This is a genomic window from Pseudoclavibacter sp. AY1F1, from assembly GCF_002931075.1.
Taxonomy (GTDB): Bacteria; Actinomycetota; Actinomycetes; order Actinomycetales; family Microbacteriaceae; genus Pseudoclavibacter.
This window is the reverse complement of record NZ_PSTQ01000001.1, coordinates 87,772-101,698: the sequence shown is the minus strand read 5'-3', so window position 1 is coordinate 101,698 and position 13,927 is coordinate 87,772. Positions and strand designations below refer to the sequence as shown.

General features: G+C 67.9%; 13 protein-coding genes. 5 read left to right on the top strand and 8 right to left on the bottom strand.

Features of this window, described 5'->3' with window-relative positions; translation table 11 throughout:
* The first annotated feature begins 127 nt into the window (after positions 1-127).
* Positions 128-796: an AIM24 family protein gene (locus C5B85_RS00495; RefSeq protein WP_104284744.1), complete on the top strand. Its 669-nt coding sequence runs from the start codon at positions 128-130 to the stop codon at positions 794-796.
* 103 nt (positions 797-899) lie between these two features.
* Here the strand turns inward: C5B85_RS00495 and C5B85_RS00490 are convergent, their stop codons facing one another.
* A complete protein-coding gene (locus C5B85_RS00490) occupies positions 900-2,759 on the bottom strand; it encodes a helicase HerA-like domain-containing protein (protein ID WP_104284122.1) in 1,860 nt (619 codons plus the stop codon).
* 33 nt (positions 2,760-2,792) lie between these two features.
* Here C5B85_RS00490 and C5B85_RS00485 point away from each other — a divergent pair, with 33 nt between their 5' ends.
* Positions 2,793-3,287, top strand: a complete 495-nt coding sequence (locus tag C5B85_RS00485; protein WP_104284121.1) for an SRPBCC family protein — start codon at positions 2,793-2,795, stop codon at positions 3,285-3,287.
* Here the strand turns inward: C5B85_RS00485 and C5B85_RS00480 are convergent.
* The 5 genes from C5B85_RS00480 to C5B85_RS00460 all read right to left on the bottom strand — a co-directional run bounded on the left by C5B85_RS00480 (position 3,284) and on the right by C5B85_RS00460 (position 8,883).
* Entirely contained in the window at positions 3,284-3,778 is a 495-nt protein-coding gene (locus C5B85_RS00480; protein WP_104284120.1) for an HNH endonuclease, read from the bottom strand. The two genes, C5B85_RS00485 and C5B85_RS00480, sit on opposite strands and share 4 nt — an antisense overlap.
* 336 nt (positions 3,779-4,114) lie before the next feature.
* Complete coding sequence (locus C5B85_RS00475; RefSeq protein ID WP_104284119.1) at positions 4,115-5,158, bottom strand: C40 family peptidase; 1,044 nt, start codon at positions 5,156-5,158, stop codon at positions 4,115-4,117.
* Between the two features lie 195 nt (positions 5,159-5,353).
* Entirely contained in the window at positions 5,354-6,559 is a 1,206-nt protein-coding gene (locus C5B85_RS00470; protein WP_104284118.1) for an NlpC/P60 family protein, read from the bottom strand.
* A 182-nt stretch (positions 6,560-6,741) separates the two neighbouring features.
* Positions 6,742-7,851, bottom strand: coding sequence for a C40 family peptidase (locus tag C5B85_RS19470; protein WP_258070526.1), 1,110 nt, complete (start codon positions 7,849-7,851; stop codon positions 6,742-6,744).
* A 276-nt stretch (positions 7,852-8,127) separates the two neighbouring features.
* A complete protein-coding gene (locus tag C5B85_RS00460) occupies positions 8,128-8,883 on the bottom strand; it encodes a metal-dependent transcriptional regulator (protein WP_104284117.1) in 756 nt (251 codons plus the stop codon).
* Positions 8,884-8,959: 76 nt separating this feature from the next.
* Here C5B85_RS00460 and serC point away from each other — a divergent pair, with 76 nt between their 5' ends.
* On the top strand, positions 8,960-10,075 hold the full coding sequence (serC, locus tag C5B85_RS00455) for a phosphoserine transaminase (protein WP_104284116.1): 1,116 nt from the start codon (positions 8,960-8,962) through the stop codon (positions 10,073-10,075).
* A gap of 135 nt (positions 10,076-10,210) precedes the next feature.
* Here the strand turns inward: serC and C5B85_RS19340 are convergent, their stop codons facing one another.
* The gene (locus tag C5B85_RS19340; protein ID WP_104284115.1) at positions 10,211-11,443 is read right to left on the bottom strand and encodes a DUF3027 domain-containing protein; all 1,233 of its coding nucleotides are present in this window, start codon (positions 11,441-11,443) and stop codon (positions 10,211-10,213) included.
* Positions 11,443-11,826 carry a cold-shock protein gene (locus tag C5B85_RS00445; RefSeq protein ID WP_104253894.1) on the bottom strand — a complete coding sequence of 128 codons (384 nt, stop codon included), beginning with the start codon at positions 11,824-11,826 and terminating at the stop codon, positions 11,443-11,445. The genes C5B85_RS19340 and C5B85_RS00445 overlap by 1 nt, the downstream gene beginning before the upstream one ends.
* A gap of 142 nt (positions 11,827-11,968) precedes the next feature.
* Between C5B85_RS00445 and C5B85_RS00440 the strand changes: the two genes are divergently transcribed.
* Together C5B85_RS00440 and C5B85_RS00435 are read left to right on the top strand one after the other, a co-directional pair.
* A complete protein-coding gene (locus tag C5B85_RS00440) occupies positions 11,969-12,238 on the top strand; it encodes a hypothetical protein (protein ID WP_104284114.1) in 270 nt (89 codons plus the stop codon).
* Positions 12,239-12,264: 26 nt separating this feature from the next.
* Entirely contained in the window at positions 12,265-13,923 is a 1,659-nt protein-coding gene (locus C5B85_RS00435; protein WP_104284113.1) for a helicase-associated domain-containing protein, read from the top strand.
* The last annotated feature ends 4 nt before the right edge of the window (positions 13,924-13,927 follow it).

The following is a 13,927-nucleotide window of genomic DNA, read 5'->3' as shown; positions in this document are numbered from 1 at the left end:
GCGCATGGGGAGCACTCCCCATGCGCCCCTTGCGCGAACGGCAATAGGATGCCGAACAGCGGGGCCCCTCACCCCAGCCAATGCAGGCATCGTGCTTCAGGGGAAGCAGAGAATAAGGAGAATGAGCATGCGCAGCGAACTATTCGCGGAAGCGAACCGGGAGAGCCAGAGCACCGAACGTTGGGTGCTGCAGTCCAAGAAGATGCTGCGCGTCGGCTTCGGACCCGAGGTCCTCGCCGCCAAGGGCGCCATGGTCGCCTACCAGGGCCAGTTCGATTTCAAGCACGAGGGCTCCGGCGGCCTCGGCAAATTCATGAAGAAGATGGTCTCCGGCGAGGGTGGCGCACTCATGCGAGTCGCAGGCCAGGGCGAGGTGTTCTTCGCACGCCAGGGTGCCGACGTCTTCACGCTCACGCTCGAGGGCGAGGGCATCACCATCAACACGTCCAACCTGCTCGCGTTCGACGCGAACCTGCAGTGGGACATCAAGATGCTCGCCAACGCCGGAATGATGACGGGCGGCCTCTTCAACCTCGAGCTCGGCGGGCACGGCACAGTGGCCGTCTCGAGCGACGGCCCGCCGATGGTGCTCGACTGCTCCGTGCAGCCGACCTTCGTAGACCCGCAGGCCGCGATCTGCTGGTCGCAGAACCTGCAGCCCACCATCAAGAACGACTTCAAGATGGGCTCGCTCATCGGGCGCGGCTCCGGCGAGTCGTTCCAGCTCGCCTTCCACGGCCCCGGATTCGTGGTCGTGCAGCCCAGCGAGGGTGCGCCGATCGTCGCCACGGCGTAAGCACGCCGAACGCTGACACGAATGGGTGCCAGGGCCATCACGGCCCCGGCACCCATTCGCTGTTCGCGAGGCAATCTGCCCCGGCAAGCACCGCGTGGTCCGGTCAGCGCCGCTTCTTGAAGAGCGTGCCGAAGACCCCTCGAACAACTTCTCGGACAATCGTCTGACCAGTGCGTGATCCGAGCATGTCGCTGACGACGTTGCCGCTCCCCGCATCCTGACGGGACCGCGCCGCGGTGGTCGTGCGTGTCTGGGTGCGCGAGCGGGCCGCCTTCTCCGCTCGCTCCCGTTCCTTCGCATCCTTCGCCGCCTGCTTCTCCGCCTCGAGCGCCGCCGCCTCGGCGCGCTCTCGCTCAGCAGCGGCGTTCATCTTCGCCGTCAGCACCTCGTGCGCCGACTGCGGGTCGAGCACCTGCGAGTAGCGCGGGTACAGCGACGAGGATGCGACAAGCTGCTGAAGACCGGCCTCCGGGGTCGGCGACATCGACGCCTGCGGGGCGCGCAGTCGAGTCCAGGCGACGGGCGACGGTGCGCCCTTCTCGTTCATGACGGTCACGATCGCCTCACCCGTCGCGAGTTGCGTCAGCACCTGTTCGAGGTCGTAGCCGCTCTTCGGATACGTGCGCACCGTCTGCCGGAGGGCCGTGGCGTCGTCCGGGGTGTGTGCACGCAGCTGGTGCTGGATTCGGGAGCCGAGCTGGGCGAGCACATCGTCCGGCACGTCCTTGGGCGTCTGGGTGACAAAGAAGATGCCGACGCCTTTCGAGCGGATGAGCCGCACGGTCTGCGTGATCTGCTCGACGAACGCCTTGGAGGCGCCGGAGAACAGGAGGTGAGCCTCGTCGAAGAAAAAAACGAGCTTCGGCTTGTCGAGGTCGCCGACCTCCGGGAGCTCGTTGAACAGATCGGCGAGCAGCCACATCAGGAACGTGGAGAAGAGCGCCGGGTTGCTGGCCACGCCAGGCAGCTCGAGCAGGCTGACGACGCCGCGGCCGTCGTTCGTCACGCGCAGGAACTCGCGCGTGTCGATCTCGGTTTCTCCGAAGAAGATGTCGGCGCCCTGCTCCGAGAAGTTCACGAGCTCACGCAGGATCACACCGACCGTCTGCTTCGAGAGTCCCCCGATCCCCTCGAGCTCGGCCTTGCCCTCAGCACTCGTGAGGTACTGCAGCACCGTCCGCAGGTCCGAGAGGTCGACAAGCGCGAGGCCCTGCTCATCCGCGAAGTGGAACACGAGGCCGAGGCTCGACTCCTGTGTCTTGTTGAGGCCGAGCACCTTCGAGAGCATGAGCGGGCCGAAGCTCGAGACCGTCGCGCGGATCGGCACTCCGATGCCGCGCCCGCCGAGCGAGAACACCTCGGTGGGCGCGGCTGCTGGCACCCAGTCCTGCCCGATGCCCTTCGTGCGGGCGAGGAGCTTGTCGTTCGGCTCGCCAGGGGTCGCGATTCCGGAGAGGTCGCCCTTGATGTCTGCGGCGAACACGGGCACGCCGGCCGCCGACAGCTGCTCGGCGAGCACCTGCAGGGTCTTCGTCTTACCCGTGCCCGTCGCTCCGGCAACGAGGCCGTGCCGGTTCGTCATGGCGAGCGGGATGCGCACGGGGACGCCGGGGACGGCCTCGCCGTTCACGATCGCGCCGATCTCGAGGGCCGGCGCTTCGAACGCGTACCCCGCACGAACAACCTCGAGCTGCTGCGCATCCAGCGGGCCCGAGGTGTCCGTGGCCGCAACGGGAGCTGCGGGAACTGCGGGAACTGCGGGAGCTGCGGGAGCTGCGGGAGCTGCGGGAGCTGCCGACTCCGCTGGCTCCGCCGGAGTTTTTGGCTCCGCTGGATCTGCTGGCTCCGCGACGAGCTCGGCCTCTGGCGTGCTGGCGGCTTCAGCCTCGGCGGCAGCAAGGGCGGCCGTCGCTTCCTCAAGTGCTCTGCGTGCGGCTTCGATACGGGCGTCGGCGTCAGTCATGGCACCAGGCTAGTCACTCCTAGACTTGGTTCCATGCCTCAGCTCGAAGCGTCCGTGATCGTGCCCCTGTCTGTTGACGACGCCTTCGCGCTTGCGCACACCCTCGGCGAGGCACGCAGCTGGGATCCCGGCGTGGTCCGGAGCGAGTACATCCGCGGTGCAAGCTCGCCGGCTACCGGCGCGCACTTTTTCACGAAGACCCCGAGCGGGCGCCGGATGATCCTCGAGCTTCGTGTTGTCCACGCTCCGCTCGTGAGCGCCGCCGAGATGGTCAAGGGCCCGAGCTGGCTCACCTCGTTCGGCGAGGGATGGCGCTTCGAGGCGGTAGATGGTGGGACGAAGGCGACGTGGAAGTTCACGTACAAGCTCGCTTCCCCCGTCTTCTCCTCAACGCTCGGCGCCGCGACCAAGCCTGTCTTCGAACGTGAGCTGCGCGAACGGGCGGCCGCGTTCAAGGCACGCGCGGAAGAAATCGCCGCGACCCGCGAGACGACTGCCCTCCCCGGGAACTCGGCCACATCCCGCTAGGCGGCCGGCAGGTACGCCGCCCACTCTGGCAGCTCACGCTCCACACTTCGCGGAGACCAGCCCGTCGACCGCGGAGGACGAGGCGTGAGGCGCAGGTGCCACCCCATCTCCCCCGGCGTCTTGTCGCCCTTCACGTTGTTGCACCTCAGGCAGCACGCGACGAGGTTCTCCCAGCTGTCGCGTCCGCCCCTCGAGCGCGGCAGGATGTGGTCGATCGTATTCGCGAACCCGTCGCAGTAGCCGCAGCGGTTTGCATCCCGACGCAGCACGCCCTTGCGGCTGACGGGTTGCATGCGCGCCATCGGCACCCGCACGTACCTGGTGAGCAGGATGACGCGAGGCCGCTCCCACACGCCGCTCGAGCCGAGCACGGGGTGCTCTTCGTCAACATCGATGACGCTGGCCTTGCCGTGCAGGACAAGCACAAGTGCCCGCCTATCGGAGACCACCCCGAGCGGTTCGTAGCCTGCGTTCAGGACGAGAGTTCGCATCGCGGACCTGCTTTCGCATCCGTACGAAAAAAGGGCACCGCCCGGATCGGCGGCACCCTTGAATCGAGTAGGTAGATGGACTGACGAGACTCGTCGGCCTGTATTCGTGCGGTGTGACAGGCTTCGCCGCTCTGGTAGACGTCGAGGGCTGAGCACGCGCGCGCATCCTTGGCGTGGATGCTGCTGCGTGCCCTCATTGACGCTCCCGAGTGTCGTCGATCTGGCCTCAGCGTAGACCACGGACGCGAAATGCGGGAGGGGCGTCTTCACTTGTTCACGCGCCCGATGGGCGTGAGACAGGAAGCTGCCCCTCCCGCATTCGGCGGGAGAAAAGGCTCAGAGGCGCACGAAGTAGTAGCTGCCGCCGGCGTCGAGGCCGCCGAGCTCGACCAATCGACCCTCGGTGGGTGCGTCGATCATCTGACCGTTACCCGCATAGATGCCCACGTGGAAGTTCGGGAAGATGACAAGATCGCCCGGCTGCGGGTCCGACACCCGAGTGCCGGCAGCGGCTTGAGCGCTGACGCCGTGCGCGACGTCGACGCCGTGGAGGCCGAAGACGTACTTCACGAGCCCGGAGCAGTCGAAACCGTCTGGCGTTGCGCCGCCGAACACGTACGGGGAGACGCCGATGAACTGCGAAGCAGTCTCGACGACGCTTGCACCGACGGCGCTCTGTCCAGCCGTGTCAGCTGAGGCAGTTGTCTCGGCTGTGCGCGCATCCGCCGTGGGCTCTGGCGTCGCGACGGCTGCAACCTGGTCTGCGCTCATGCTCACGACCGAGGTCTCGGTACGGTCGGTGACCGTCTCCGGTGCCGGCACGGAGGGCGTCGCGTCCGCGACGGCATCGGCGATAGCCGCCTCGACGCTCACCTGGTCGCTCTGCGCGTCCGCGTTGGTGTCATCGGATGCGCCGTCTTGCGCCGTGACGGCGCTCGAGAGGCTCGCTTCGTTGGCGGGGGCAGCCATGGTGCTGGGCACAATCGCGCCGACGGTCGTGACCGCGGCAAGCGAAGCGGCGACCGCGAGGCCGCCGGCAACGCGTCGGCGGGCGACGAGCTGCTTCGGGCGGGGTGCCCGAACCGTCATGGCGCGCTCGCCGGTGAAGGCAGTGGGGACGCGGGGTGCATCCGATTCCTCCTGACCCGCTGAAGCCTGGACCGTGGGGACCTGACCTGCCGGGATGACGGAGAGAAGCGAGGTGATCGCGTTGCGCTCGATGCGCCCGGTCTCTTCGACCTTGGCGCCGGCCGCGGCCTGGGGCTTGGCGACGGAGGCGAACGTCAGGGCGCTCAGTGCCTGCGTGGCATCTGCGACGGGGCGCACACCGGTCTGGCGTTCGATGGCGCGGGCCTCGCGACGAGTCAGCGTGGTGCTCATGGAGTTCCTTCGGGTGGAGCTGAGCACCAAACGGTGCCCTGGACTTTCTGAAGCCTAACTGTTTATAACGAAATTGTCACGCTGAGGTCACAGAAGCATGTCAAAGAGTCACAGTTTCATCACGACAAAGCGACGCCTCGCGCAGCAGCTGCTGCGCGAGGCGTCGCTTGTGGGAGCCGCCGAAGCGACCCGGGACTAGTTGAAGGTGTAGTACACCGGGTTGCCCCACCAGATCGACCGGTACTGGACGACCTTGCCGCCGTACCCGGGAGAATCGATGACCATCCCATTGCCGGCATAGATGCCGATGTGGGCCCCTGGCTGTACGACGAGGTCGCCTGGCTGCGGGTTGGAGGTCTGGCGTGCCCCGGCGATTTGATTGCTCACAGAGCCCGAGAGCGAGATGCCCTGCGTCGCGTAGACCGCCTTCGTGAGGTCGGTGCAAGCCGGGAAGTACGAGCCGACGTAGCTGTGGGCAGCGGCGATGAGGCTCGAGGTGTCGACGTTTCCGGACCCGCCAGCGGATGCACCCGAGGACGAGGAGGAAGAAGAGGACGACGAAGTCTGACCGCTCGTGTCGCCGCCAGAGGAGGTACTCGACGAGGTCGAGGACTCTGCAACGGGCTCTTCCGTCTCTTCTGGCGTTGGTGTGGGGGTCGGAGTCTCGGCCACTGCGGCCAAGTCATCGCTCGAGATGGAGACGACCGTGGAGTCGGTGCGGTCGACCGCAACCTCGGGAGCGGCGACAAGCGCAACCTCTTCGCCAGATGCCTCTTCGGCCGCGGGAACTGGGTCTGCGGCCGTGGTCGTCGCGCTGGCTTCAGGCGACGTGGCGGCGACGAGGTTGGCCTGCGACTGCACTTCGCTCTGCCCATCCGCGACAGCAGCGGGAACGACGATGCCAGCGGTCGCGGCGGCAGCCACGGTTGCGGCGGCGGCAAAGCTCGCCGCTGTGCGGCGACGACCACGCGCGACAAGTGCCGCAGGCTTCGCGGCCCGGATACTCACGGAGCGCCCGGTGAACGCCTCGGAGATGTCGATGACCTCCGCCGATGGCGTGGCGTCAGGCGCTTCGTCGGGTGCGGCCGACTCCCGATCGACGGTTGGCGCGAACGGGAGGACCGAGACGAGGGACCCGTCTCCGTTCCGTTCGATGCGTGCCGTGTCGTGGACCGAGGGCGCGGACACTGAGGAGTTCGAGCGGGCGGGGGCCGCCGACACGATCTCGGCGACCGACGCCTCGATAACTGGGGCGGATACCCCTGCAATCGCTACTGGTGCGGCGGGTGGTGTGGCGGATGATGCGGCGGGACGGACTCCGGTCTGCCGCTCGATCGCGCGGGCTTCGCGGCGGGTCAGCATCGTGGTGCTGTCCGTGCGCGGCATGCTCGATGTGCTCAAGACTTCTCCTCCGGTGTTTCCGAACACCGTTGGAACCGGCATCCTCGACGCGTCCGAGCCTACACAAAGGTCACAGAATTGTCACGGTGCGGTCACAAATCAGTGCATGCAAGATCACGCGCCGGTAACGACGAAACGCGTCCAGCCGAAGCTGGACGCGTTGCGTCGAGGTGATTCGCTCCTTAGCGGAGCGTCACGTAGTAGGGACTTCCCCACGAGATCGAACGGTACTCGACCGAACGTCCACCGTAACCCGGGTCGTCGATGACCATGCCACCACCGGCGTAGATGCCGATGTGCTCGCCGGGCCAGACGACGAGGTCGCCGGGCTGCGGGTTGGAGGTCGGAGTGCCCATAGCAGCCTGCGCGGAGACGCCACGCGGGAGCGTGATGCCCATTGCGGCGTACGCAGCCTTGGTGAGCAGGTCGCATGCACCGAGGCTGGTGCCGACGTAGCTCATAGCAGCGTTGACCACGCTGGACGAGTCGACGTCGATGCCGGCGCCACCAGTTGAAGCTGAGTTCGCCTGACCGGACGTGCTTCCGCCGGTGGACGTCGTCCCACCGGTCGAGGCACGCGTGTCTGCGGTGGGCTCGGGCGTTGCGACGACTTCAGCGACCTGGTCGCTCGAGAGCGTCACGACACTGGACTCGGTGCGGTCGACCGCAACCTCGGGAGCGGCGACGAGGTCGACGGAGACCTGCTCAGTTGCCGCATCTTCGGTGGCTTCGGCCGTTGCGCTTGGCTCAGCGGCAGGAGCATCGGTCTCGACCGTGGTCGCAGCAAGGAGGTTGGCCTGAGCCTGGCTGGCGTCGTTGCCATCGGCGACCGCCGCGGGAACGACGACGCCTGCCGTTGCGATAGCTGCAACCGTTGCAGCAGCCGCGAAGCTGCCTGCCGTGCGGCGACGCTGACGCGTGACGAGTGCTGCGGGCTTCGCTGCGCGGATGCTGACCGAACGGCCCGCAAAGGCCTCGGGGATCTCGATGACCTCAGCGAGCTTCACCTCGGCCTCATCGCCAGCGACCTGCGGCAGCGCCGTGGTCGTGGGGAGCACGGAGACAAGCGCGCCGAGTTCGTTGCGCTCGATGTGTGCCGTGTCGTGCACGAAAGGCGCAGAAGCAACCAGCGCCGATGGCGCCGAGTTGATCTCTGCGACCGACGCCTCGATCACCGGCGCGGACACACCCGCGACACCGACAGTCGCCACTGGGCGCTGGCCCGTGCGGCGCTCGATCTCACGAGCCTGGCGTCGCGTCAGCGGTGCCGTGGCGTTCGTAAAGTTTTCCAAGTCGTTCCTCCAGCGCCTGACTCCGAGGAGCCGATCCCGCTCTTGCCTGTTACCAGGGGAAGCTAGGTCGAGGAGCGGGATACGGCGCCTCGGCCTGCCAGCTAGGCAGATTGCCTAGCTCATGACTCGCACAACACTAGTGGAAAAGCTGTGAATTGTCACGCTTCGGTGTCAGAACCCTAACGCCGAGGTAACGAACCCCGGAATAGAGCGGAAGTCAGGCGCTGGGAGGTCCGCAGAATGCGGAGGAGATCTTCAGCTGGCCGTGACCAAAACTCAGCCTAGCGCACCTTCGGGGCTCAGGACCGCATCCACGCTCACGACCGCATCAACATAGACGTGCTCGGCGGTCTCGAGCGAGACCTCGACCCCGATGCCGCCGGACACCGGGAGCAGGCCGATCCAGGCACCCCGCCGCTGCAGCGTGACTTCGGTGCCGGGAAGCACTCCGGCCTCGCGCAGCAGCGTGAGCGTCTGCAGGTCAGACTGCACGGGCTCGCCGAGGCGGCGGACCTTGGCGCGGACAGGCTCGGTCGATGTCGCGCCGCGCGCGGCCTCCTCGAGCAGCGTCGACACGCTCACGACTCCAGCAAGAAATTCCTCAGCAGGCTCAGCACCGAACTCATCGAGCCCGGGAATCGGCGTGCCGTACGGCGATTCGCTCGGACGCCCGAGCATCTCGAAGATGCGCTGCTCAGCCTCGTCGCTCATGACGTGCTCCCAGCGGCAGGCCTCTTCATGCACCTGCGCGAGATCAAGCCCGATCACGTTGGCGAGCAGACCCTCGGCGATGCGGTGCTTACGCAGCACTCGTGTTGCCTTGGCCCGACCGTCGGTGGTCAGCACAAGCCTGCGGTCGCTGGCGACGGACACGAGGCCGTCGCGCTCCATGCGTGCGATCGTCTGCGACACCGTCGGACCCGAGTGGCCGAGCCGCTCGGAGATACGAGCCCGAAGCGGGGTGATGCCCTCTTCCTCGAGGTCGAGAATGGTGCGGAGATACATCTCCGTGGTGTCCACCAGATTGGTCACGCCCCGCCACCTCCCGTTGCATTGGTTCGCCAAGCCTAGCGGCGAGCGAGGCCGCTTGCGCGCATAGGCTTGCAGCATGCCTGACATTCGCATCCCGACTGAGTTCATTCCGCTCGACGGCCGATTCGGCTGCGGCCCGTCGGTTGTGCGGCCCGCACAGATCGATCACCTCGTCGCCGGGGCCACCAGCATCCTCGGCACGTCGCACCGCCAAGCCCCCGTCAAGGACCTGGTCGGCCGCGTCCGCTCGGGCATCTCGTCCCTCTACCGTCTCCCAGACGGTTACGAGGTACTGCTCGGCAACGGCGGCTCGACGGCGTTCTGGGACTCGGCTGCCTTCGGCCTGATCTCCGAGCGCGCCCAGAACCTGACCTTCGGCGAGTTCGGCGGGAAGTTCGCCAAGGCCGCCGCCGCTCCGTGGCTCACGGCCCCCGACGTGCGCTCCGCAGCGCCCGGCACCATCGCAGCTCCGGAGGCGGTCGCAGGCGTCGACGTCTACGCCTGGCCGCACAACGAGACGTCGACGGGCGCCATGGCCCCCATCCGGCGAGTGCACGGCGACGAGGGTGCCCTGACCGTCATCGACGCCACGAGCGCCGCCGGCGGCGTCGACATCGACATCAGCGAGACGGATGTCTACTACTTCGCGCCCCAGAAGAACTTCGGCTCGGACGGCGGCCTCTGGATCGCCATCGCGTCGCCGGCCGCGATCGAGCGCATCGAGCGCATCGCCGCTTCCGAGCGCTACATCCCCGACTTCCTGAAGCTCAGCCACGTCGTCGAGAACTCGCGCAAGAACCAGACGCTCAACACGCCTGCGATCTCGACGCTCCTGCTCCTCGAGGCGCAGCTCGACTGGATCAACGGCAACGGGGGCATCGCCTGGGCTGACGATCGCACCCGCACGTCCTCCGGCATCATGTACGACTGGGCCGAGGCATCCGCGTTCGCGACACCGTTCGTCGCGAATCCCGCAGAGCGCTCGCAGGTCGTCACGACAATCGACTTCAACGAAGACGTGGATGCGGCCGCGATCGCTGCGGCCCTGCGCGCCAACGGCATCGTCGACACCGAGCCGTACCGCAAGCTCGGACGCAACCAGCTGCGCGTTGCCACGTTCACGTCCGTCGACCCGGACGACGTGCGCCGCCTCACGGGCGCCATCGACTACGTGGTCGAGCACCTCGCCTGACCTCACCCCGCGCACGGAGCGGGCCGCGGAACATAAGACGGGCGTCACCAGCAGCTGCCGGTGACGCCCGTCTTGTGTTCTCTCAGCGTGTGTTCTCTCAGCGTGTGTTCTCCAGGCGCGCCGCGCGCCCCTGGATTACTCCTTCGCGTCAGCGCTCTTCGGCGCGTCGTCGGCGGCGTCAGGCTCGAAATCGACGCCATCGAAGACGTCGTCCATGTCGTCAGCGAACTCGCGAATATCGGCGGCCTCACCGAATTCCACCGGCGCCTGCGCCGGCAGCTCGTCCTCACTGCGAGGCACGACGACGACCCGACGCCGCTTGCCGCGAGCCTTCGCCTTGGCGGGCTGCGCAGGCTCCGAGTCGTCAGCGACGTGCTTCCGCTCGACAGGTTCGCTGGGCTCGTCCTTCGAAGCCGTCTCATCGGAAGGCACCGCTTCGACAGCTTCGACGGCTTTGACCGCCTTCTTCCGCTTCCGGCGCTCGGGCTTGCTCGGCGCACCATCGTCGGGCGCGCCGACGGGCGCGTCGACCGGCGCGGCCTCGGCCCGCTCTGCTTCGACGGCGTCAGGAGTCGCCTGCTCGACGCGTTTGCGTCGTGATTTCTTCGGCTTCTCGGCCGCCGGCGCGGCTTCCTCGGTCGAGGAGACCGACGACTCGCCCGCAGCCTCAGCGCCCTCGGAACCGTCAGAGCCCTCGGACTTCACGTCGAGCCCAGCCTCGGACTTCGCCTTCTTGGCAGACTTCTCCTTCTTGCGCTTCTTCTTCTTGGGCTTCTCGACCTCGGCCTCGGCTGGCGCGTCGTGATCGGCGGCAGGCGCTCCCGCTGACTCGCCTTCATCCGGCTCGCCCGCACCTGTGTTCGACGCTCCGGGCTCGATCTCGGCCGCCCCGTCGGCGCCGATACGGCGGCGCGTGCGGGTGCGGCGAATGCGCTTGCTCGACTTGGGCGCGGCCTCCTCGCCGGCCGCCTCTGCGGTTTCGTCGCCACCCTCGGCAGCCTCGCCGGCCTCGAGCAGCTGCGCCGCTTCGTAGTCAGCGAGTCGATCGGACCACGGCACCCAGGAAGGCGCGAGCAGGGCCCCGTCGCCTGGGAGCAGCTCGGCCTCGAGGACCGTCGGCTCCGACTGGTCGACCAGGCGCACCAGCGAAACATTCCAGCGCCAGTCCGGATACCCGGGCAGGCGCGTCGTGTACTGGAGCGTGTACACGCCATCGTCCTCTTCCGGGACGACCGCGATGAGCTCGCCGAGCTCCGAGGCCGGCGTCACGTCCAGAAGCGCCGCCCATGCGAGCCTTCGCGAGGGCTCGAGCTCAGCAGCGTCAAGGGCGACCCCGAGCGGGGCAGGAAGCACGGCCTCGTTCGACATCAGGCGTCCAGGTCGTCCGCGACGCGACGAAGCATCGCTGCGATCTTCGCGCCCTGCGGCTTCTCGGGGTAGCGGCCGCGACGCATCGCCCCGCCAACCGTGTCAAGCAGCTTGACGAGGTCCTCGATGATGACCGCCATGTCGTCGGGCGACTTGCGCTGGATGCGGGCGACGCTCGGCGGCGCCTCCAGAACTCGGACCGAGAGCGCCTGGGCGCCGCGTCGGCCGTCGGCGATGCCGAACTCGAGCTTCGTACCCGGGCGCACCGACGAGGTTCCTGCAGGAAGCGCCGTTGCGTGCAGGAAGATTTCCTGACCGTCGTCGGCCGCAATGAAGCCGAATCCCTTGTCCTCGTCGTAGAACTTCACCTTGCCGGTGGGCATGGCCATCTCCTTGTTCGGCGCACAATGCACCAGATCGAACTTTCACAGGCGGGGCGGCGAACTTCGCATCCCCTGGTCGGCCGCGGCGTGCGGCTGATCCGAACCAGTCTACGGTGGCGCGCATGTCGATTAGTCTGGTTCGGTGACCTCTTCCAACGGCGCCCCCATCGCGAAGGGCGAACGCATCCTCGCTTTCATGTCCCTCGGCATCGCGGCGATCTCCTTCATCGCACTCCTCGTGCTGCTCGCGACGCCACTCCTCGGCATCGAGGTCGACGCAAGCAACCCGATCTGGCCGACGCTCCTGTTCGTCACCTACATCGGCTTCCCAGTCGCGTTCCTCCTCATCCTCTCGCTCATCATCTGGCGCATCGTCGCGAACCGACGCTCGCGGGGCAGGTCCGAGAGCTGATAGACGCCTCCCCGAGCGCGCTGCGGGTGCTCCAGCTCCTCCGCAGCCTCGATCGCACCGACCTCGCCGGCCTCGCCGCCTGGCGCAGGCTGTCGATGCGCGGCTCCAGCGGCGCGATGGACATCGCCGAAGCGCTCGCTGACGAGTCCGCCACGGGCGAGGCCGTCGCGCGCCTCGGCTGGCGGGACGCATCCCGACTCGCGTCAGGCTCAGCTGCAGCGCTGCAGCTCGCGAGGCTCCGCGGCCTCGCCGTCGGTACCCCCGACGCGCCAGAACTCCTGCCCGCGGCGGCCACCGCGCTGGCTGAGCTGCTCGCCGACTCGCCCGACCACCAGACCGTCGACGAGGCCAGCCTGGCGCCACTCCCCCAGGCGACCGAGCGCGCCCACGGTGCGGCGCAGCTCGCCGCCGACGCGATCGCCTCCTTGGACCTCGCCCCGCGCGCCTACCGCGACGGCCGTGGCGGCCTCCAGCTCGGAGCCACCACGATTCGACGCATCGCCGCCGAGCTGCACACGGAGCAGGCCGTCCTGTCGCCCCTCTTCGAGTGGATGCTCGACCTCGGACTCTGCAGCCCCGTCGCGGATGCCATGCGACCGACCGACGCCGGCCGGGTCTTCAGGCTGAGCGCCCCGCTTTCGCGCTGGCGCAAGCTCGCGGAGTGCTGGCTCGCCGAGCTTCGCGTGGCCGACCGGTCCGGCATGCTCACCGACAGCCAGTCGCACGCGACGCCCCAGACAGAGCTCCTCGGTCTCACGGTGGAAGGCCAGCTGAGCCAGCTGGGGCTCCTGCTCGCCCAGGACGATCTCGACGCGGCAGCCGACCTACTCGAGGCTTCGCTCCCGGAGGAGGTCACTGGCGTCTACCTGCAACCAGACCTCTCCGTCATCGCACCCGGCCCCCTCGCCCCCGCGGACGAGCAGTCGCTGCAAGCCGTCGCGTCACTCGAGCGGCGCGGTCTCGCCTCGAGCTACCGCCTCTCGGAGGCCTCCGTCACACACGCCCTCGGCACCGGGCTCTCCATCTCCGAGATCGAGGCGACCCTGGCAAGACTTTCCCTCACGGGAATTCCGCAACCAGTGGAGTACCTGCTCCGCGAAGCCGCGAACCGCCACGGACGGGTGCGTGTGCGCGAGCATCCTGTCAGACCAGGAACCATGGTCACGAGCCAAGACCCTGCCCTCATGGACGCACTGCGAGTGGACGCCGCGGTCGCGCCGCTCGGGCTGCGCCAATCAGGTGAGGGAGCGCTCGTCTCGTCAGCTTCGCGAGACACGGTTGTGCTCATGCTGCTCGACGCGCGCTACCCGGCCAGCGCTGAGAACGCCACAGGGCAGCTCGTGCCACTGCGTCCGAGGGAGACAGCTCCGGCACGCGACCTTCGACCGAGCGACGCTGCGCTGCGGTTCGCGGACGCGCTGCACGATGAGGCGACTCGACTCGATGCGGGCGACGACGCCCAGACGTGGGTGCAGCGCCAGCTCGAGGTCGCCAGGCGAGCCAAAAGCGAAGTCACGGTACGCGTCGACCTCGGCGGCGGCAAGGAGACGACCCTCCGCCTCGTGCCGATGAGTGTCGCCGCCGGCCGCCTCCGCGCGAGGGACCTGGCCGCCGACGTCGAGCGGACGCTTCCGATCCGCGCGATCCTCGAAGTGCAGCTCTCAGAAATCCCAGACGCGGAGTAGACGG

What these genes read in the sequence shown, in the direction of transcription:
- C5B85_RS19340 (WP_104284115.1), bottom strand. Translation starts at nt 11,443, where the DNA reads ATGTCGAACGAGGCCGTGCTTCCTGCCCCGCTCGGGGTCGCCCTTGAC.
- C5B85_RS00495 (WP_104284744.1), top strand. Translation starts at nt 128, where the DNA reads ATGCGCAGCGAACTATTCGCGGAAGCGAACCGGGAGAGCCAGAGCACC.
- C5B85_RS00445 (WP_104253894.1), bottom strand. Translation starts at nt 11,826, where the DNA reads ATGCCCACCGGCAAGGTGAAGTTCTACGACGAGGACAAGGGATTCGGC.
- C5B85_RS00475 (WP_104284119.1), bottom strand. Translation starts at nt 5,158, where the DNA reads ATGAGCACCACGCTGACTCGTCGCGAGGCCCGCGCCATCGAACGCCAG.
- serC (WP_104284116.1), top strand. Translation starts at nt 8,960, where the DNA reads ATGCCTGACATTCGCATCCCGACTGAGTTCATTCCGCTCGACGGCCGA.
- C5B85_RS00490 (WP_104284122.1), bottom strand. Translation starts at nt 2,759, where the DNA reads ATGACTGACGCCGACGCCCGTATCGAAGCCGCACGCAGAGCACTTGAG.
- C5B85_RS00480 (WP_104284120.1), bottom strand. Translation starts at nt 3,778, where the DNA reads ATGCGAACTCTCGTCCTGAACGCAGGCTACGAACCGCTCGGGGTGGTC.
- C5B85_RS00485 (WP_104284121.1), top strand. Translation starts at nt 2,793, where the DNA reads ATGCCTCAGCTCGAAGCGTCCGTGATCGTGCCCCTGTCTGTTGACGAC.